We start from the raw sequence: 17,730 nt of genomic DNA, 5'->3' as shown, positions 1-17,730 counted from the left end.
TTTGCTCCACCCATGGCTGAACTGGTGTTCTTCTCGGGCACGATGGACTGCGGCAAGTCGACGCTGGCGCTGCAGATGGACCACAACCACTCCGCCCGCGGCCGGCAGGGCCTCATCCTGACCCGCCACGACCGCGCTGGTGCGGCGACCATCTCCAGCCGGCTGGGCCTGCGGGCGGACGCGGTCGAGGTGACGGACGACTTCGACTTCCACGCGTACGTGGTGCACCGGCTCTCGGCGGGCGGCCGGGTGGACTACCTGATCTGCGACGAGGCGCAGTTCTTCGCCGCCGAGCAGGTCGACCAGTTGGCCCGGGTGGTGGACGAACTCGACATCGACGCCTACACGTTCGGGATCACCACGGATTTCCGCACCCGGCTGTTCCCCGGCTCCCAGCGGCTGATCGAGCTGGCGGACCGGGTGGAGGTGCTCCAGGTCGAGGCGCTGTGCTGGTGCGGTGCGCGGGCGACGCACAACGCCCGGACGGTGGGCGGGGTGATGGTGGTCGAGGGCGCCCAGGTGGTGGTCGGCGACATCTCGGTGAACGAGGACGAGGTCGGGTACGAGGTGCTCTGCCGCCGGCACCACCGCCGCCGGCTGACCGCCGCGACGGCCCGGGCCTCGGTGCTCTCGCCGGACGTGCTGCCCTTCGAGCAGCAGGTCTGAGTCCTGCTCCCGGGCGCGCTAACGGAGTTCCAGCACCGAGAAGTGCCCGCCCTGCGGGTCGGACAGCCGGGCGGCGCGGCCGCGGGCGGTGTCGTGCGGTTCGACCAGGACGCGGCCGCCGAGTCCGACGGCGTGCCGGGCGGTGGCGTCGGCGTCGCGGACGGCGAAGTGGACCCGCCAGCGGGGCGGATGGCCGCGCAGTTCGGCGCGGTGCCGGATGCCGGCGACCGGTCGCCCGTGCACGAGTAGCGTGGACTCGTCGTCGGCGTGCCGGACGGGGCGGTCGAGTACCGCGGTGTAGAAGGCGACGGCGCCGTCGGTGTCGGGGGTGAGCAGTTCGGTCCAGGCCGGTCCGCCGGGTTCGGGCCCGGCCTCCCGGCCGGTGTGCTCCTCGCCCTGCCAGAGGCCGAAGACGGCGCCGGAGACGTCGGCGGCGATGGCCATCCGCCCGGCGCGTTCGGCCTGGAGCGGCCCGACGGCCACGGTTCCGCCGCAGGCGCGCACCAGTTGGGCGGTGTGGTCGGCGTCGTCGACGGCGAAGTAGCTGGTCCACTGCACCGGGAAGCCGGTGGCGGTGGAGACGCCGAGGCCGGCGACCGGTGCCCCGTCGAGTTCGGCGCGGACGTAGGCGCCGAGCTGGCCGGGGCCCGGGGTGTAGGTCCAGCCGAGCAGGTCGGCGTAGAACACGCGGGCGCCGGCCAGGTCGTCGGTCAGCAGACTGACCCAGCAGGGGGTGCCCTGGGCCAGTCGGAGTTCCACCGCGGGCAATGCGGGCCCCCTCATGGGTGGTTGGCGCAACGGGTGGTTGGCGCACGGAAATCCTCGCGCGCGAGGGTGATGCTTCCACTCTGGCGCGCGTCGAACCCTCGGGCCGCGCGGAAATTCCGGCAAAGACCGCACAAAGAGCGGCGGGGTGGCGGCGCTGCGCGACAATGGCCGCCATGACCACCTACAACGACGGTTCCCCGCTGATCTCCGCGGCCGGGCTGGCGCAGGCGCTCGCCTCCGCGCTCCCGCCGGTGCTGTTGGACGTGCGCTACCGGCTGGTCGGTGCCGCGCAGTCCGGCCCGACCGCCGCCGAGGAGTACCGGGCCGGGCACCTGCCCGGCGCCCGCTTCGTCGACCTGGACCGGGACCTCGCGGCCCCGCCGGGCGCCCCAGGCCGGGGCGGCCGCCACCCGCTGCCGGACCCGGAGGAGTTCGGCGCGGCGATGCGCCGCCTGGGGGTGGACTCCGACCGCCCGGTGGTGGTGTACGACGGCGCGGCCTCGCTGGCGGCGGCCCGCGCCTGGTGGCTGCTGCGCTGGGCCGGGCACCGGGACGTCCGGGTGCTGGACGGCGGGTACGCGGCCTGGTCGGCGGCCGGACTGCCGGTGACGGCGGAGGTCCCGGCGCCGGCGGAGGGTCATTTCAAGCCGGTCCCGGGGCAGTTGCCCGTGGTGGACGCGGACGGTGCGGCGGCCTGGGCGCGCGGTGCGCTGCTGCTGGACGCCCGGGCGGGGGACCGCTACCGGGGCGAGAGCGAGCCGGTGGACCCGCGCGCCGGGCACATCCCGGGTGCGGTGTCGGCGCCGACGGCCGAGAACGTGGCGGCCGACGGGCGGTTCAGGTCGGCCGCGGAGCTGGCGGCGCGGTTCCGCGCGCTGGGCGTGGGTGAGCGGGAGACGGCGGTGTACTGCGGCTCGGGGGTGACGGCGGCGCACCAGATCCTGGCGCTGGAGGTGGCGGGCCTGCCGGCGACGCTGTACCCGGGGTCGTGGAGCGAGTGGTCGAGCGACGAGGCCCGCCCGGTGGCGGTGACCGACCAGCCGGGCTGAGCCGGGGGCGGTCTGAGGCGGGATTTCCTGACGCGCACAGAGTGATGCGGGGCGCCGGCTCAGCCGGCGCCCCGCATCACTCTGCTTCTGCTACTCCTGCTTCTTGCGCCGGCTGCCGAAGACGATCTCGTCCCAGCTGGGCACGGTGGCCCGGCGGCCGGGCCGGACGCCGTCCGCCTCGGCCTGGCGGTCGGTGGTGCCGACCAGTCGTTCGCGGTGCGGGGCGACGGCCCGCGGCATCAGGATGTCGGCGTAGGCCGAGCCCGCGCCGACCGCCGGTGCGGCGGCCGCGGCCGCCTCCTCGCTCTCCTCGGCGACCTCTGCGGGCACCGGTTCGATCGGGGCGGGGCCGACGGCGAGGTCGCCGCGGAAGGCGGGGACCACGTCGAGCAGGCTGGTCAGGGAGTCCCTGGACTCGGCGGTGGCCTCGCGGGCGGACATGATGCGGTCGGCGGAGGGCCGGTCGATCATCGGGCGGGGCGGCCGGTCCTGGGGGAGCCGGGCGATCCGCGGGATGAACGGGAAGACCGACTCCTCCTCGCGCTCGACGTTCTCGCCGATCAGCGCGCGGGCCTCGTCGTCGTTGGGCTGGACCAGGCGCCGGGGCGGGTCGTACGTCCAGGAGGCGCTGCGGCCCTCGTCGTCGGCACGGTAGGCGAGGATGACCTCCCAGGTGCCGTCGTCGCGCCGCCAGGAGTCCCAGCGTTCGGTGTCCTTCTCGGCGCCGCGCAGCGCGAGCCGCTCGGCGACGGCCTCGCCGAGCTGGGGCCCGGTGGATTCGCCGTTGCGGCGGATGGCGGTCTTTCGGGCGCGTTCGGCCATGAAGGCGCGCTCGGCGAGGACCGGACCCTCGAAGCGGCGGACCCGGTCGACGGAGATGCCGGCGGCCTGGGCGACCTCCTCGGCGGAGGCACCGGCTCGTATCCGGGCCTGGATGTCCCGGGGCCGCAGATGGCTCTCGACTTCGATCTCGATCTGGCCGAGGCGCGGACGATCCCCACGGATGGCGGCGCGCAGCCGCTCGTCGATGGGAAGGGTGTACTCCGTGCTGTCGGCAGCCTTGAGCACCAGCCGTGTGCCGTCGTTGCTGACGGCCACAACCCGCAGTTCGGGCACGGTTACCTCCCGGGTGGTGCCTGCCGACGTCACCTGCGTCGCTGCTCCCGTACTGAGTGTGGCCTGCCCGCTCGCGACTGGCCACAACCTTGCTGAGTTCCCCGGCGTGTCGGGCGTACGCCCGGTCACGCCGCTGTGGCACGGTTGCCTTTTTGCCACGCCATCCGTCGACGTCGCGCCTGGGTGCCCCGGCCGTCCTCGCACGCGGAGTGTTCGCGACGGTCCGGGACGGGCGTCGCCGTGCGTGCCTGTTCCGTGGCTCTTCGTCAAGCTACCGGTGTGGGCGCAGTCGACAAGTCGACCCAAGGCTCAGGCTTTACGAACAGTACTCCATTCGTGGCATCCGAAGGGGCGGCTCGCCGCTCAAGTCTCCCGCGATTCACGGGAATCTCAAGAGCGCATGCCCCCAACGGCGGACCACCGGCGGGTGAACGGTGATCATCTTCACATATATCGGGGCCGGAGAACCGCATTTTCGTCCCTTGTGTCCTTCTTTGGGCAAGATGGAGTGACTTGTTCGAGGAACAGTCGTACGGACCGAGGGATGTTGATGCCGGAGCGGAGCCCCGCCGAGGAGGGCGGCAAGAAGGAGCGCAAGCGGATCGATCTGAGCGTGGCTCAGGTCGCTGCGAGTGCGCTGGCCACGGTGGTGGGGGCGCTGCTCGCCTCCGAACTCGGCGTGTACGGAACGATCCTGGGTGCGGCGGTGGTCAGTGTCGGGGCCACCACCGGCGGTGCGGTGTTCCAGCACGTCTTCCGGCGCACCGGAGAGCAGCTGCGCGAGGCGGTGGTGGAGCGGGGGCCCGGCCACGCCGCGAACGGGCTGCGCCAGGTGCCGGAGCGTCCGGTGGAGCCGGCGCCGTCGGCGATCTCCTCGGAGTGGAACGAGCCGCAGGTGGTCCGGGCGCGTCGGCGGTGGACGTGGAAGACCTACGCGGCGGTGTCGGGGCTGGTGTTCGTGGTGGCGATGACGCCGATCCTGGCGTTCGAACTGGCCACCGGGCAGCCGGTGTCGGCGACGGTGAAGGGCGAGTCGGGCAACGGCACCTCCTTCGGCGGCGTGGTGAGCCCGAAGTCCTCCACCCCGCGGGAGACGCCGCCGACGGAGCGGCCCTCCACCGGCGGCGGGCGCGGCTCGGAGCCCTCGCCGTCCGGCGGTGCCTCGGCCCCGCCGACGACGCGGCCGAGCCGGGAGCCGAGCACCGGCCCGAGCGCGGGCCCGAGCGGTGGGGCCGGTGAGCACGGCGGAGGTACGGCCTCGCCCTCGGCGGGCCCGAGCATGACGCCGTCGGCCGGTTCGTCACCGACCGCGGACGGCGGGAAGCCCTCCGGCACCTCCGGCGGGGCGAGCCCGCAGCCGCCGGTGCCGAGCAACGCCCCCGCCTCCGTGGCCCCGCCGCAGCCCGCGGCGCCGACCCAGGGCGCCACCCCGTGATCAGGCGCCGAGGACCCGGCGCAGGTAGTCGTTGCCGAACACGCGCTGCGGGTCGACCTCGTCGCGCAGGGCGGTGAAGTCGCCGAAGTGCGGGTAGGCGCCGGACAGGTACTCGGCGTCCCGGGTGTGCAGCTTGCCCCAGTGCGGGCGGCCCTGGTGGGCGCACATCAGCTGCTCGACGCCGGTGAAGTAGCCCTGGTCGGCGGTGCCCCGGTAGAGGTGGACGGCGATGTAGGCGCTGTCCCGGCCGGAGGCGGTGGAGAACCAGAGGTCGTCGGCGGGGGCGAAGCGCACCTCCACCGGGAAGCCGACCTTCCAGTCGGAGCGCTCGACCAGGGCCTTCAGCTCGCGCAGCACTCCGGCGACGGCCGCGCGCGGCACCGCGTACTCCATCTCCACGAAGCGCACCTTGCGCGGGCTGGTGAACACCCGGTGCGCCGTGTCGGTGTAGCTGCGGTCGGACCAGGCGCGGCTGGCCAGCGAGGCGATGGCGGGGATGCTGGCGGGGAAGCGCCGGCCGACCCGGCAGGCGCCCTCCCAGACGGTGTTGGAGAGGAAGTCGTCCTCCAGCCACTCCTTGAACCGGGGCAGCGGGGCGGCCGGGCCCTGGCTGCGGTTGTTGCGCTTGGTGGCGCAGCGGTCGGTGTGCGGGAACCAGTAGAACTCGAAGTGCTCGTTGACCGCGGTGAGGTCGTCCAGCCGTTCCAGCACCTCGTCGAAGGCCATCGGCTGTTCGTGCGCGGTGAGCAGGAAGGCCGGTTCGACGGCGAAGGTCAGCGCGGTGATCACGCCGAGGGCGCCGAGGCCGAGCCGGGCGCCCTGGAAGAGCCGGGGGTGCTCGGTGGGGGAGCAGCGCCGGACGCTGCCGTCGGCGAGGACGATCTCCAGGGCGCGGATCTGGGCGGCGAGCGAGCCGGAGTCGCGGCCGGTGCCGTGGGTGCCGGTGCTGGTGGCGCCGGCCACGGTCTGCACCTCGATGTCGCCCATGTTGGTGAGGGAGAGGACCTCGGCGGCGAGGATCCGGTTGAGCCGGGCGAGCGGGAGGCCGGACTCGACGGTGATGGTGCCGGCCTCACGGTCGATCTCGCGGACGGCGGTGAGCGCGTGCGGGCGGAGCAGGACGCCGTCGCCGGCGGAGGCGATCGAGGTGAAGGAGTGGCCGGAGCCGACGGCCTTGACGGTGCGGCCCTGTTCGGCGGCGCGCAGGATCTCCTTGGCCAGTTCCTCCGCGGTGCCGGGGGTGGCGGCCCGGGTGGGCCGGGCGCTCTGGTTCCCGGCCCAGTTGGTCCACCGGGTGGGGGTCGCGGTACTGGCCTGGGGCATGGCGCCGCCTCCTGCTCCGTGGCCGACCGGGGTCGGCGCGGTCCGGGGCGGTGGGGGCCGCCCTACCCACGGGTAGGCCCGCGGGTAGGGAGAGATTAGTCAGTTCACCGTTCGAGGTCTACGGTCTGTTCGGCTGCTTCGGCGGGCTCGTCGGCGGTCTGCTCGGAGGCGAGCCCGGCGCGCAGGCGGCCGAGCCCGGCGAGCGCGGTGACCACGCCGAAGACCCCGGCGGTCAGCGGCACCCAGTAGCCCGCGGCGGAGCCGGCGGCGTCCACCACCCAGCCGCCGGCGGAGGAGCCGACGGCGACGCCGAGGGCGAGCCCGGTGGTCGTCCAGGTCATGCCCTCGGTCAGCTGGGCGGCCGGGACGAGCCGTTCGACCAGGGCCATCGCGGTGATCAGGGTGGGGGAGATGGCGATGCCCGCGATCAGCAGCGCGCCGCCGACCGCGATCAGGCCGCCGACTCCGTGCACCGACTCGGCGACCAGCAGCAGTGGCGCCATGCTGAGCGCCATGAACAGGACACCGGCGAAGAAGCGGCCGGCCATCGAGCCGGTGAGCTTGAGGGTGCCGAAGACCACGCCGGCCAGGCAGGAGCCGAGCGCCCACAGCGCGAGGATCACGCTGGCGATGGACTTGTGCCCCTGGGTCTCGGAGTAGGCGACGGTGACGACCTCGACGGAGCCGAAGATCGCGCCGGTGGCGACGAAAGTGAGGATCAGCACCTGGAGGCCGCGGTTGAGGATCACCGAGCCGCCGACGTGCCGGGCGCCCGGGTGGACCGGCGGTTCGGTGGCGCGCTGCCCGGCGAACAGCAGGACGCCGACGGCGAGGAAGACCCCGGCGAGCAGGACGCCGGCCTCGGGGAAGACGGAGGTGGCCAGGCCGATCGAGAGGATCGGGCCGACGATGAAGCAGACCTCGTCGACGACGGCCTCGAAGGAGTACGCGGTGTGCAGCTTGGGGGCGTCGTCGCGGTACAGGTGGGCCCAGCGGGCGCGGACCATCGCGCCGGTGCTCGGCATGACGCCCATCCCGGCCGCGAAGACGAAGAGAGTCCAGTCCGGCGCCTTGAACCGGGCGCACAGCAGCAGGCCGACCACGGCGACGATGGTGAGCGCCATGGCCGGGACGATTATTCGGCGCTGCCCGTGCCGGTCCACCAGCCGGGAGACCTGCGGGCCGAGCAGCGCGGCGGAGATCGCCAGGGTCGCCGACACCAGGCCCGCCACCCCGTAGGAGCCTCTGAGCTGGGAGAGCATGGTCACGATGCCGATGCCGGTCATGGAGATCGGCAGCCGGGAGACGAAGCCGGTGGTGGAGAAGGCCAGACTGCCGGGGGAGGCGAATATCTGGCGGTAGCTGGACAGCACGGGAGCTCCGCGGGGGTAAGGAACGAGGCTGGTCAACACAGCTTACGTACCTTGGCAAACAGTATTTTCCGGACACCCTCGCAGCCCCGACGGGGGTCTCCGGCCCCTCAATGGCAGGATCGGTGCCATGTCCGACGCGCGCAAACCCTCACCGTCCGGCGCCGCCCCGGCAGCGCCGCAGCCGTACGACGCCCTGCTGCTGCTCTCCTTCGGCGGGCCCGAGGCCCCCGAGGACGTCGTCCCGTTCCTGGAGAACGTGACCCGGGGCCGCGGCATCCCCAAGGAGCGGCTGAAGGAGGTCGGCAAGCACTACTTCCTGTTCGGCGGGGTCAGCCCGATCAACGAGCAGAACCGCGAACTGCTCGCCGCGCTGCGCAAGGACTTCGCCGAGCACGGCCTGGACCTGCCGGTCTACTGGGGCAACCGGAACTGGGCGCCCTACCTGGTGGACACTCTGCGCGAACTGGCCGCCGACGGCCACCGCCGCGTCGCCGTCCTCGCCACCAGCGCCTACGCCGGCTTCTCGGGCTGCCGCCAGTACCGGGAGAACCTGGCCGACGCGCTGGCCGCCCTCGCCGCCGAGGGCCTGCCCGAGCTGCGGGTCGACAAGCTGCGGCACTTCTACAACCACCCCGGCTTCGTCCAGCCGATGATCGACGCCACCCTGGCAGCCCTGGCGCGGCTGCCCGAGGACGTCCGGGCCGGCGCCCGGCTGGCGTTCACCACCCACTCCATCCCGGACACCATGGCCGAGACCTCCGGCGCCCCGGACGACCCGGCCCGCGGCCGCCCCGGCGGCGCGTACGTCGCCCAGCACCTGGACGTCGCCCGGCTGATCGCCGGGGCCGTCGCCGAACGCACCGGCGTCGCGGACCGGCCCTGGGAGCTGGTGTTCCAGAGCCGCAGCGGCGCCCCGCACACGCCGTGGCTGGAACCGGACATCTGCGACCACCTGGAGGCCCAGCACGCCGACGGCGCGCCCGCCGTGGTGATGGTCCCGATCGGCTTCGTCTCCGACCACATGGAGGTCAAGTACGACCTCGACACCGAGGCCGTCGCCAAGGCCGCCGAACTCGGCCTGCCGGTGGCCCGCGCCGCCACCGTCGGCGCCGACCCGCGGTTCACCGCCGCGGTGCGCGAACTGGTCCTGGAGCGGGCCGCCGCCGAGCGCGGCGAGCCGGTGAACCGCTGCGCCCTCGGCGCGCTCGGCCCCAGCCACGACGTGTGCGCGGTGGCCTGCTGCCCCAACCCGCGAGCCCCCCGCCCGGCCGCCGCCGAGCGCTGACCGCCCGTCCCGCTTTCCCGGAGGAGAGACCCGTGCCCACTCCCGCCCTGCCCGACGACCGGCTCCTCGACGACCTGCTGGAGGTCGCCCTGGACGCGGCCCGGCAGGCCGGCGCCCTGCTGCGTGACGGCCGGCCCGCCGACCTCGGCGTGGCCGGCACCAAGAGCAGCCCGGTCGACGTGGTGACCGAGATGGACCTCGCCTCCGAGAAGCTCGTCCTGGAACTGGTCACCGAGCGCCGCCCCGAGGACGGCTACCTCGGCGAGGAGGGCGCCGAGCGGCCCGGCACCAGCGGGGTGCGCTGGGTCGTCGACCCGCTCGACGGCACGGTCAACTACCTGTACGGGCTGCCCTCCTGGGCGGTCAGCGTGGCCGCCGAGCTGGACGGTCGGGCGGTCGTCGGCGTGGTGTACGCGCCGGCCCGCGGCGAGCTGTTCCACGCCGTCCTCGGGCGCGGCGCCCGGCTCGACGGCCGACCGCTCTCCACCCGCCCGGCCCCGCCGTGGGGCCAGGCGCTGATCGGCACCGGCTTCAACTACGTCCAGTCGGTGCGGACCCGCCAGGCCGAGGTGCTGCTGTCCCTGATGCCCGAGGTGCGGGACATCCGCCGGGGCGGGGCCGCCGCGGTGGACCTGTGCGACGTCGCCGCCGGGCGGCTGGACGGCTACTACGAGCGCGGCCTCGCCCCCTGGGACCGCGCGGCCGGCTGCCTGATCGCCGCCGAGGCCGGGGCCCTGGTCGGCGGCCGTCCCGGGCACGGCCCGGACGGCGAGCTGACCGTGGCCGCCGCGCCGGGCGTGTACCAGCCGTTGCAGGAGCGACTGGCCGCACTGCGCGCCTGGGCGGACTGAGGACACGCCCTGGGCCCTTGGACGGTCCTGGACAGCGAAGAGCCCTGGCATACGGGGGATGCCAGGGCCTGGGATTTTCGCACGACCCCCGCAGGGCCGCTGGTGCCGGAGGTCCGGCGTCGGGTCGGAAGGTCGGGTGGATCAGGCGGCGGTGCGGTGGCGCTCCAGCACGGTGTCCACGCCGTGCTCGGCGGCGAGCCGGCGGAGGTCGTCCAGCTCGGACTGCTCCACCTCGGCGAGGAACTCGTCCCCGGCCTCGATCGCGCGGTGCAGATCCTGCTCGGCGTTGGCTATGCGCTGCAGGATTCCGGCCTTGAAGGCGTCCATACGGGCCCCCTTACTGTGTCGGACGTGCACGGTCGTACGTTCTCCGCCCCGAGGAGGTGTGGCCAGCGGCAGCGCCCCGTCCGGCAGATCGTGAATCTCCGGTCGAGCGCGGAGACGGCCTTCGGCCGCTCCCGGTGACGTCCCAGCCCCAGGGCCGGCGCGGATGAACGCACGGCGGGTGGGTGCGATCGGCCAACAGCCAGATCGCGGGTGTGAAGCTGTCCTCCCCGCCGGGGAGATGGGGAAACCTTCCGGCCCGAGAAAGTTGCCTGTGTCACAGTCCAACCGGACTGGTCCCGACACGAACGGTCATCACCCGCTGCCAACGCTCCGTGCCTGAGCGGCAGCTTATCGCTGCTTTACCGGCGGACCAGGCAGGATGGGGGCACCGTCGGAGCCGCGCGTCCGCTTCCGGGGCCGGCCTGGAGAAGGGACAACGATCGTGCGGGTTCTCGTCGTCGAGGACGAGCAGCTGCTCGCCGAGGCTGTCGCCACCGGCCTGCGCCGCGAGGCGATGGCCGTCGACGTGGTGTACGACGGGGAGGCCGCGCTCCAGCGCATCGCGGTCAACGACTACGACGTCGTGGTCCTGGACCGCGACCTCCCGCTGGTCCACGGCGACGACGTCTGCCGCAAGGTGGTCGAACAGGGCCTGGCCACCCGGGTGATCATGCTGACCGCCTCCGGCGACATCAGCGACCGGGTCGAGGGCCTGGAGATCGGCGCGGACGACTACCTTCCGAAGCCGTTCGCCTTCAGCGAACTCGTCGCCCGGGTAAGGGCGCTGGGCCGCCGCGCGACCGTTCCGCTGCCCCCGGTGCTGGAGCGGGCCGGCATCTCGCTCGACCCGGGCCGCCGCGAGGTGATCCGCGAGGGCCGCACCGTCCAGCTCGCCCCCAAGGAGTTCGCCGTCCTGGAGGTGCTGATGCGGGCCGGCGGCGCCGTCGTCTCCGCCGAGCAGCTGCTGGAGAAGGCCTGGGACGAGCACACCGACCCGTTCACCAACGTCGTGCGCGTCACCGTGATGACGCTGCGCCGCAAGCTCGGTGACCCGCCGGTGATCATCACCGTCCCGGGCTCCGGCTACCGGATCTGACCGGATCTGACCGGACGCGCCGGACCACCTGACCGGATCCGAGCGGACCGGATCCGTTCGCCGGACCCGGTCGGGCTCCCCCCCACCCCGCGCCCGCCCCGGCGGACGCCCCGAGAGGACCATCATGACCACCCCGCCCCCGGCCGGCGGGCCCTCCGGCGCGCCTGCCGGCGGCCCGCGCGCCGTACCGCCCAAGCCCCAGCACCCCCCGCGCGCGCCCCAGTCCGGACGCTACGCACCCGGCGACGGCATGCTCGCCTGGCTGCCCTTCCGGCCGACCATCCGGATGCGGCTCACCCTGCTCTACGGCGGCATGTTCCTGATGGCCGGCGTGGTCCTGTTGCTGCTGATGTACGTGTTCTTCCAGGACGCCGTGAACAACCTGGCGCCGCGCACGTTCCAGTTCGACGGCAGCCTGCGGGTCAACGGTGTCCCGATGAACAGCGCGCAGTTCAACCAGGAGCAGGCCGGCGACTACCTGCTGCGCTCCAACTCGGCGCTCAACACCCTGCTGCGCAAGTCGCTCACGATGCTGGTCTGCCTCGCCGTGATCGCCTTCGCGGCCGGCTACGCGCTGGCCGGCCGGGTGCTGCGCCCGCTCGGCCGGATCACCCGCACCGCCCGCGACGTCGCCTCCTCCGACCTGCACCGGCGGATCGAGCTGGACGGGCCGGACGACGAGCTCAAGGAACTCGCCGACACCTTCGACGACATGTTGGACCGGTTGGACCGGTCCTTCGACTCCCAGCGCCGCTTCGTCGCCAACGCCTCGCACGAACTGCGCACCCCGCTGGCGATCAACCGCACCCTGCTGGAGGTCCAGCTCTCCGACCCGGCCGCCTCGCCCGACCTCCAGCAGCTCGGCAAGACCCTGCTGGCCACCAACGAGCGCAGCGAACAGCTGGTGGAGGGCCTGCTGCTGCTCGCCCGCAGCGAGAACGAGCTGACCGACCGCCGCCCGGTGGAGCTCTCCGAGGTGGCCACCCGAGCCCTGGAGCAGACCAGGGCCGAGGCGGACCGGCGCGAGGTCGAGCTGCGCTCCAAGCTCGCTCCGGCCGTGGTCGCGGGCAACGGCGTGCTGCTGGAGCGACTGGCGCTCAACCTGCTGCAGAACGCCGTCCGGTACAACACCCCCGGCGGCTGGGTCGAGCTGGCCACCGCCGAGGTGCCCGGCGGCGGCGAGCTGGTGGTGTCCAACACCGGCCCGGTGGTGCCCGGCTACGAGCTGGAGCACATCTTCGAGCCGTTCCGCCGGGTCAAGGGCGCCGACCGCACCCGCAGCGACAAGGGGGTCGGGCTCGGCCTGTCCATCGTCCGCTCGGTGGTGCGCGCCCACGGTGGCACCATCGAGGCCACTGCGCGCGCCGGTGGCGGCCTCACCATGCGGGTCCGGATCCCCAACCCCTGACCCCGCCCGCCGGGCCCCTCCCGGGCCCGCCGCGCCCTCCCCGCCGCCGCGCTCCGTAAGCGACCGTTCACCGCCGCCCCCGTCAGGCCCGTCAAGACGACATAAGGCCTGGCGGGGGCGGCTTGTCATTTCCCGCCCGGGCAACTTACGGTGTCGTAACCTACGGAACCGTAAGTGCGTCGCAGACGTGCCCGCCCAACGCGCCCGTCCCGCGCGTGCCGTCCCCCAGGAGCAAGACCGTGACCATCGCCCCTGTGCAGAGCAGCGCCTCCCTCGGATCGACTGGCTGGACCGACGCCCGGCTGATCCTGGCCCTCGAAGAGGTCGTGGAGAAGGAGCTCAACCGCCACCTCGCCGTGGCCAAGGAGTGGATGCCGCACGAGTTCGTGCCGTGGAGCCAGGGCCGTGACTTCGACGGCGTGCTGGGCGGCGACGCCTGGGCCGTCGAGCAGTCCCAGGTGACGCCGCTCGGCCGGGTGTCGCTGGTGGTGAACCTGCTGACCGAGGACAACCTCCCCAGCTACCACCACGAGATCGCCAGCATGTTCGGCCGCGAGGGCGCCTGGGGCACCTGGGTGCACCGCTGGACCGCCGAGGAGGGCCGGCACGGGATAGCGATTCGCGACTTCCTGCTCGCCACCCGGGCCGTCGACCCGGTGGAGCTGGAGCGGGCCCGGATGAGCCACATGTCCGAGGGCTTCGAGTCCGACAACGCGCACAGCATGCTGCAGTCGGTCGCGTACGTGGCCTTCCAGGAGCTCGCCACCCGCATCTCGCACCGCAACACCGGCAAGCACGCCGGCGACCCGCTCTGCGACCAGCTGCTGGCGAAGATCGCCAACGACGAGAACCTCCACATGGTCTTCTACCGGAACCTGCTGAAGGCCGCCCTGGAGATCGCCCCCGACCAGGCCATGCGGGCCGTGGCCGACGTGGTCACCGACTTCCGGATGCCCGGCCACGGCATCCCCGGCTTCGAGCGGGCCGCCGCGCAGATCGCCCTCGGCGGGGTCTACAACCTGCGCATCCACCACGACGACGTGCTGCAGCCGGTGCTGCGCCACCTGCGCGTGATGGAGATCGGCGGTCTCGGCCCGGAGGGCCTGCTGGCGCAGAACGAGCTCGGCGTCTTCCTGGACGAGCTGGACGGCCAGGCGCGCAAGTTCGAGGAGCGCCAGGCCGCGATCCTGGCCCGTCGGGCCGCGCGCCGGAGCACCGACTAGGGTGTTCGACGGAGCAGCCGAAGTGGGTGGATTTTCCGTGGTTTGCCCTGGAAGATTCTGAACGTGACCAAGCTCACATCGTGTCGCTCCGTGACTTCACCCGACCTCGGAGAGTGATCACCCGAACTGGGGTGCCGATCGCAGTCCGTGACCGGATTTCGGGTCCGCACCCGGCCGGATGATTGGCCGGCACCCCAGGTGGGCAAGGGAACGGACGAGCATCAGTGCGACCCGTGCTCACTGTGAGTGGCCGCTGAGCGGATGCTGGAGGAGGCTGGCGATGGCCCAGCGTGAGGCCTCCCGCAGCCTGGTGGATCACCCCAACGGACCCCTGGCTGAGTGTCGATTGAGTAACAGGGCTTGAAGTAAGGCAAAATCTCCGCCTCGGGTCGGGCACAAGACCGACCCCCCATGCGTTACGTGCGCTGGAGATACCGCACACACCGCACAAACCCGGAGGGGGAGAGCGAACAATGGCAACGGACTACGACACCCCACGCAAGACCGACGACGAGCTCAACGAAGACAGCATCGAGGAACTCAAGGCTCGGCGGAACGACAAGGGCGGCGGCTCTGTCGACGTCGACGAGTTCGATGCGGCCGAGGGCATGGAGCTCCCGGGCGCGGACCTCTCGAACGAGGAGCTCGCGGTCCGGGTGCTGCCGAAGCAGGCCGACGAGTTCACCTGCATGAGCTGCTTCCTGGTGCACCACCGCAGTCAGCTGTACAGCGAGAAGAACGGCAACCCGATCTGCCGGGACTGCGGCGCCTGAGCACCGCGGCGGACAGGGCCCGGCACCCGCGGCTTCCGCGGGGCCGGCACAGCGCCCCTTCCGGCCCCGGGCAGCGGGGCCGGACGGCAGGTCCGGTCGCCGTCCTGACGGACGGCACCGGGAGGACGGGGTCGGCCATGAGCACGTCGGCCGGCACAAAGTCGTAGGGACGGTCCCGCATCAGCGGAACCGTCCCTCTCCGTTTTTTCGGGCCTGTGCGCGTTCCGGGGCTGCCCCAGGCGTGCGCGGGTCCCTCCGCCAGGTGCTGTCCCGGCAGGGTCGGCCGGACAGGCCCTAGGTGCGGGCGCCGCGACGGGCCTCCTCCAGCGCCTCCGCCAGCTTCATCGGCGAGCGGGTCGACAGGTAGAGGTAGGGCGTCGGGTCGGACGGGTCGGTCACCTCGATCCGCAGCGCCGTCGGGACGTAGCTGCGCAGCAGCATGAAGGCGCGCGGGTTGGCCTTCGGCCCGCGCCAGGCCACCGCCTCGGCGGGGCTCAGCGGGTGCGCGGTGCCCAGGGCGTCCACCGGGATCCGGGCCGGCCCGGCCACCAGCGAGCCCTGCACCACGCGGATCCGGACCGAGCCGTAGCTGCTGATCGCGACCGCGCCGGCGGCGATGCCGACCACCAGCCCGACCAGCGCGGCCAGACCACTGACCCGCAGCAGGATCAGGGCGAGCGTGAGCCCGGTCGCGACCGGGAGCAGCCACCAGGAGCGCGGCACCGTGAGGCGTTCGTCGTACATGCCCCCATTGTGGGCGCCCTGACGCCGGTAGCGGGACGCCACCCCCACCGGCCGCGCGCCTACCCCTGGGTAGGCTGGGGCCCCGTGACCGGTTCGACCACCCCCACCGCCCCCGCCGACCGGCCGGCGCCCGCGCTGCCGCCGTCCCCGACCACCCCGCCGCCGGACGCCGTACTGCCGCCGCGCGCCCCCGAGGCGCCCGCCCCCGGCACCCGGCTCGGCTCCCACTACGAGCACTGCTTCGGCTGCGGACCGCAACACCCCGGCGGGCTGCGGATCGACGCGGTCGCCGGCGAGGGACTCGACGTCACCGCCGAGTTCGCCGTCCGGGACGTCCACCAGGGCGGTCCGGGCCTGGCCCACGGCGGAGTGCTGACCACCGCCATGGACGAGACCCTCGGCACGCTCAACTGGCTGCTGCACGCCCCCGCCGTCACCGGCCGGCTGGAGACCGACTTCCTCTGCCCCGTCCCGGTCGACTCGGTGCTGCACCTGCGCGCCTGGGTCACCGGCGTCCACGGCCGCAAGATCTACAGCGCCGCCGAGGCGCGCATCGGCGGCCCCGACGGACCGGTCGCGGTGCGTGCGCAGGCGCTCTTCATCCAGGTGAAGCTGGAACACTTCACCACGCACGGTCGTCCCGAGGACATCGAGAAGGTCCTCGACGACCCGGATCTGATGAAGCGCGCACGAGCCTTTGAGGTGAACCCTTGAGCAACACCCCCCGCCCGCCGCTGGACGTCCTGATCAGGCGCACCGACCCCGAGTTGCCGCTGCCCGCCTACGCGCAGCCCGGCGACGCGGGAGCCGATCTGCGCACCACCGTGGACGCCGAGCTGGCCCCCGGTGAGCGGGCCGTCCTGCCCACCGGCATCGCGATCGCCCTCCCGGACGGCTACGCGGCCTTCGTCCACCCCCGGTCCGGGCTGGCAGCTCGTTGCGGAGTTGCTCTCGTGAACGCCCCGGGGACGGTCGATGCCGGGTACCGTGGAGAGATCAAGGTGATCGTCGTCAATCTGGACCCGCGCGAGGGGGTCAGCTTCCGCCGAGGGGACCGGATCGCCCAGCTGGTGATCCAGCAGGTCGAGAAGGCCCGCTTCCACGAGGTGGCCGAGCTGCCTGGGTCGGCACGTGCCGAGGGCGGGTTCGGGTCGACCGGCGGCCACGCCGCGGTCTAGCATTCCCGCGGCCTCGCAGGAAGCCGAGCAGGTATTCGCATCGGTCTTGGACCGGGAAGGACAGTGACCGTGTTCCGTCGTCGCCAGAAGAGCGAGGACGCTGTCGAGCAGCTCGCCGACGACGCCATCAGCGCCGACGAGACGGCCGATGACGTCGAAGGTTCCGCCGAGAGCGAGAACGTGACCGAGCTGGACCCGTCCGACAAGGTCGGCCTGCCGCCGGCCCCGCGGCCGGACGGTCCGTGGGACCACTCCGAGCTGGAGAACCCCGAGGAGGGGCGAGTGGACCTCGGGGGTCTGCTGGTCCCCGGCGTCGAGGGCATGGAGCTGCGGGTGGAGGTCGCCGGTGACGCGATCGTCGCCGCGACCCTCGTCCTCGGCAACAGCGCCATCCAGCTGCAGGCCTTCGCCGCTCCCAAGTCGGAGGGCATCTGGGGGGAGGTCCGGGAGGAGATCGCCAACGGCATCACCGCGCAGGGCGGCCTCATCGAGGAGGAGGAGGGCCCGCTCGGCTGGCACCTCCGCGCGCAGGTCCCGGTGCAGCTGCCGGACGGCACCCAGGGCGTACAGCTGGTGCGCTTCGTCGGTTGCGACGGCCCGCGCTGGTTCCTGCGGGGTGTGATCTCGGGCCAGGCCGCCGTGCAGCCGGAAATGGCCGGGATCCTGGAACAGGTCTTCCAGCAGACGGTCGTCGTCCGGGGCGAGAGCCCGATGGCGCCCCGCGACCCGATCGTGCTGAAGCTCCCCGAGGACGCCCAGATGGTCGCCGACGGCGGCGGTACGGCTGCGGCGGCCGGCGAGGGCGACAACCGTTTCGGCAGCGCGGCCCTCGACCCGTTCGCCCGCGGTCCGGAGATCACCGAGGTCCGCTGACCTGGTCCGCGTCGCACTGATCGCCCCTGCCCGGGACCCCGGGCGGGGGCGATTTGCATGTGGCGGTCCTGTCCCCGTACAGTTCCGGAGTCGCCGCGAGAGAGCGGGGGCAAGCGGAAAGCGAATTCCGATGAATGAAACTCCGGAAAACGGAGCGGAAAACATCTGATAAGCTTGAAACACGAAAGAACGAAGCGCCCGGAGGGCCCGCTGGAAGGCGGTCCGAAGGAAGTGTCCGTTCC

General features: G+C 72.9%; 18 protein-coding genes. 12 read left to right on the top strand and 6 right to left on the bottom strand.

The genetic code is table 11. The features are described from left to right. The first annotated feature begins 12 nt into the window (after nucleotides 1-12). A complete protein-coding gene (locus tag AB0O82_RS17370) occupies nucleotides 13-666 on the top strand; it encodes a thymidine kinase (protein ID WP_063349376.1) in 654 nt (217 codons plus the stop codon). Nucleotides 667-684: 18 nt separating this feature from the next. Here AB0O82_RS17370 and AB0O82_RS17365 read toward each other — a convergent pair whose 3' ends face one another. Continuing rightward, the gene (locus AB0O82_RS17365; RefSeq protein ID WP_363584481.1) at nucleotides 685-1,425 is read right to left on the bottom strand and encodes a VOC family protein; all 741 of its coding nucleotides are present in this window, start codon (nucleotides 1,423-1,425) and stop codon (nucleotides 685-687) included. A gap of 182 nt (nucleotides 1,426-1,607) precedes the next feature. Here AB0O82_RS17365 and AB0O82_RS17360 point away from each other — a divergent pair, with 182 nt between their 5' ends. Beyond that, nucleotides 1,608-2,483 (top strand): sulfurtransferase, encoded by an 876-nt coding sequence (locus tag AB0O82_RS17360; protein WP_363584479.1) that lies wholly within the window; start codon nucleotides 1,608-1,610, stop codon nucleotides 2,481-2,483. Between the two features lie 90 nt (nucleotides 2,484-2,573). Here AB0O82_RS17360 and sepH read toward each other — a convergent pair whose 3' ends face one another. Then, nucleotides 2,574-3,632: a septation protein SepH gene (gene sepH / locus AB0O82_RS17355; protein ID WP_363584477.1), complete on the bottom strand. Its 1,059-nt coding sequence runs from the start codon at nucleotides 3,630-3,632 to the stop codon at nucleotides 2,574-2,576. A 517-nt stretch (nucleotides 3,633-4,149) separates the two neighbouring features. On the opposite strand from sepH, the gene AB0O82_RS17350 reads away from it, so the two are divergent. Then, nucleotides 4,150-5,034 carry a hypothetical protein gene (locus tag AB0O82_RS17350; protein ID WP_363584475.1) on the top strand — a complete coding sequence of 295 codons (885 nt, stop codon included), beginning with the start codon at nucleotides 4,150-4,152 and terminating at the stop codon, nucleotides 5,032-5,034. On the opposite strand, the gene AB0O82_RS17345 is transcribed toward AB0O82_RS17350, so the two are convergent. Then, nucleotides 5,035-6,357, bottom strand: a complete 1,323-nt coding sequence (locus tag AB0O82_RS17345; RefSeq protein ID WP_363584473.1) for a D-arabinono-1,4-lactone oxidase — start codon at nucleotides 6,355-6,357, stop codon at nucleotides 5,035-5,037. It lies immediately after the preceding gene. 104 nt (nucleotides 6,358-6,461) lie between these two features. Beyond that, entirely contained in the window at nucleotides 6,462-7,730 is a 1,269-nt protein-coding gene (locus AB0O82_RS17340) for an MFS transporter (RefSeq protein WP_363584471.1), read from the bottom strand. 127 nt (nucleotides 7,731-7,857) lie between these two features. Between AB0O82_RS17340 and AB0O82_RS17335 the strand changes: the two genes are divergently transcribed. Both AB0O82_RS17335 and AB0O82_RS17330 read left to right on the top strand, forming a co-directional pair. Next, nucleotides 7,858-9,015, top strand: a complete 1,158-nt coding sequence (locus AB0O82_RS17335; protein ID WP_363584469.1) for a ferrochelatase — start codon at nucleotides 7,858-7,860, stop codon at nucleotides 9,013-9,015. A gap of 32 nt (nucleotides 9,016-9,047) precedes the next feature. Then, nucleotides 9,048-9,866: an inositol monophosphatase family protein gene (locus AB0O82_RS17330; RefSeq protein WP_363584467.1), complete on the top strand. Its 819-nt coding sequence runs from the start codon at nucleotides 9,048-9,050 to the stop codon at nucleotides 9,864-9,866. Between the two features lie 141 nt (nucleotides 9,867-10,007). Here the strand turns inward: AB0O82_RS17330 and AB0O82_RS17325 are convergent, their stop codons facing one another. Further along, a complete protein-coding gene (locus AB0O82_RS17325) occupies nucleotides 10,008-10,193 on the bottom strand; it encodes a hypothetical protein (protein ID WP_030057688.1) in 186 nt (61 codons plus the stop codon). Between the two features lie 442 nt (nucleotides 10,194-10,635). On the opposite strand from AB0O82_RS17325, the gene AB0O82_RS17320 reads away from it, so the two are divergent. The 4 genes from AB0O82_RS17320 (at nucleotide 10,636) to AB0O82_RS17305 (ending at nucleotide 14,693) form a co-directional block, all read left to right on the top strand. Further along, nucleotides 10,636-11,289: a response regulator transcription factor gene (locus AB0O82_RS17320; protein ID WP_188296105.1), complete on the top strand. Its 654-nt coding sequence runs from the start codon at nucleotides 10,636-10,638 to the stop codon at nucleotides 11,287-11,289. 124 nt (nucleotides 11,290-11,413) lie between these two features. Then, the gene (locus AB0O82_RS17315) at nucleotides 11,414-12,697 is read left to right on the top strand and encodes a HAMP domain-containing sensor histidine kinase (protein WP_363584465.1); all 1,284 of its coding nucleotides are present in this window, start codon (nucleotides 11,414-11,416) and stop codon (nucleotides 12,695-12,697) included. A gap of 239 nt (nucleotides 12,698-12,936) precedes the next feature. Continuing rightward, nucleotides 12,937-13,920 carry an acyl-ACP desaturase gene (locus AB0O82_RS17310; RefSeq protein WP_363584463.1) on the top strand — a complete coding sequence of 328 codons (984 nt, stop codon included), beginning with the start codon at nucleotides 12,937-12,939 and terminating at the stop codon, nucleotides 13,918-13,920. A gap of 473 nt (nucleotides 13,921-14,393) precedes the next feature. Then, a complete protein-coding gene (locus AB0O82_RS17305; RefSeq protein ID WP_030057692.1) occupies nucleotides 14,394-14,693 on the top strand; it encodes a DUF4193 domain-containing protein in 300 nt (99 codons plus the stop codon). Between the two features lie 294 nt (nucleotides 14,694-14,987). On the opposite strand, the gene AB0O82_RS17300 is transcribed toward AB0O82_RS17305, so the two are convergent. Then, nucleotides 14,988-15,437, bottom strand: coding sequence for a DUF3093 domain-containing protein (locus tag AB0O82_RS17300; protein ID WP_350880051.1), 450 nt, complete (start codon nucleotides 15,435-15,437; stop codon nucleotides 14,988-14,990). 135 nt (nucleotides 15,438-15,572) lie between these two features. On the opposite strand from AB0O82_RS17300, the gene AB0O82_RS17295 reads away from it, so the two are divergent. The 3 genes from AB0O82_RS17295 (at nucleotide 15,573) to AB0O82_RS17285 (ending at nucleotide 17,488) form a co-directional block, all read left to right on the top strand. Next, complete coding sequence (locus AB0O82_RS17295; protein WP_063351415.1) at nucleotides 15,573-16,151, top strand: PaaI family thioesterase; 579 nt, start codon at nucleotides 15,573-15,575, stop codon at nucleotides 16,149-16,151. Beyond that, the gene (dut, locus tag AB0O82_RS17290; RefSeq protein ID WP_363584461.1) at nucleotides 16,148-16,615 is read left to right on the top strand and encodes a dUTP diphosphatase; all 468 of its coding nucleotides are present in this window, start codon (nucleotides 16,148-16,150) and stop codon (nucleotides 16,613-16,615) included. The genes AB0O82_RS17295 and dut overlap by 4 nt, the downstream gene beginning before the upstream one ends. 69 nt (nucleotides 16,616-16,684) lie before the next feature. Then, nucleotides 16,685-17,488 carry a DUF3710 domain-containing protein gene (locus AB0O82_RS17285; RefSeq protein WP_363584459.1) on the top strand — a complete coding sequence of 268 codons (804 nt, stop codon included), beginning with the start codon at nucleotides 16,685-16,687 and terminating at the stop codon, nucleotides 17,486-17,488. Nucleotides 17,489-17,730: the final 242 nt, after the last annotated feature.

It is taken from the genome of Kitasatospora sp. NPDC088264, from assembly GCF_040685715.1.
GTDB lineage: Bacteria > Actinomycetota > Actinomycetes > Streptomycetales > Streptomycetaceae > Kitasatospora.
The sequence above is the reverse complement of the archived record's forward strand: the minus strand, read 5'-3'. Positions and strand labels throughout refer to the sequence as shown.

Coding starts and splice junctions, on each gene's coding strand:
- AB0O82_RS17360 (WP_363584479.1), top strand. CDS start 1,608: ATGACCACCTACAACGACGGTTCCCCGCTGATCTCCGCGGCCGGGCTG.
- AB0O82_RS17325 (WP_030057688.1), bottom strand. CDS start 10,193: ATGGACGCCTTCAAGGCCGGAATCCTGCAGCGCATAGCCAACGCCGAG.
- AB0O82_RS17300 (WP_350880051.1), bottom strand. CDS start 15,437: ATGTACGACGAACGCCTCACGGTGCCGCGCTCCTGGTGGCTGCTCCCG.
- AB0O82_RS17370 (WP_063349376.1), top strand. CDS start 13: ATGGCTGAACTGGTGTTCTTCTCGGGCACGATGGACTGCGGCAAGTCG.
- AB0O82_RS17305 (WP_030057692.1), top strand. CDS start 14,394: ATGGCAACGGACTACGACACCCCACGCAAGACCGACGACGAGCTCAAC.
- AB0O82_RS17345 (WP_363584473.1), bottom strand. CDS start 6,357: ATGCCCCAGGCCAGTACCGCGACCCCCACCCGGTGGACCAACTGGGCC.
- AB0O82_RS17350 (WP_363584475.1), top strand. CDS start 4,150: ATGCCGGAGCGGAGCCCCGCCGAGGAGGGCGGCAAGAAGGAGCGCAAG.
- AB0O82_RS17315 (WP_363584465.1), top strand. CDS start 11,414: ATGACCACCCCGCCCCCGGCCGGCGGGCCCTCCGGCGCGCCTGCCGGC.
- AB0O82_RS17335 (WP_363584469.1), top strand. CDS start 7,858: ATGTCCGACGCGCGCAAACCCTCACCGTCCGGCGCCGCCCCGGCAGCG.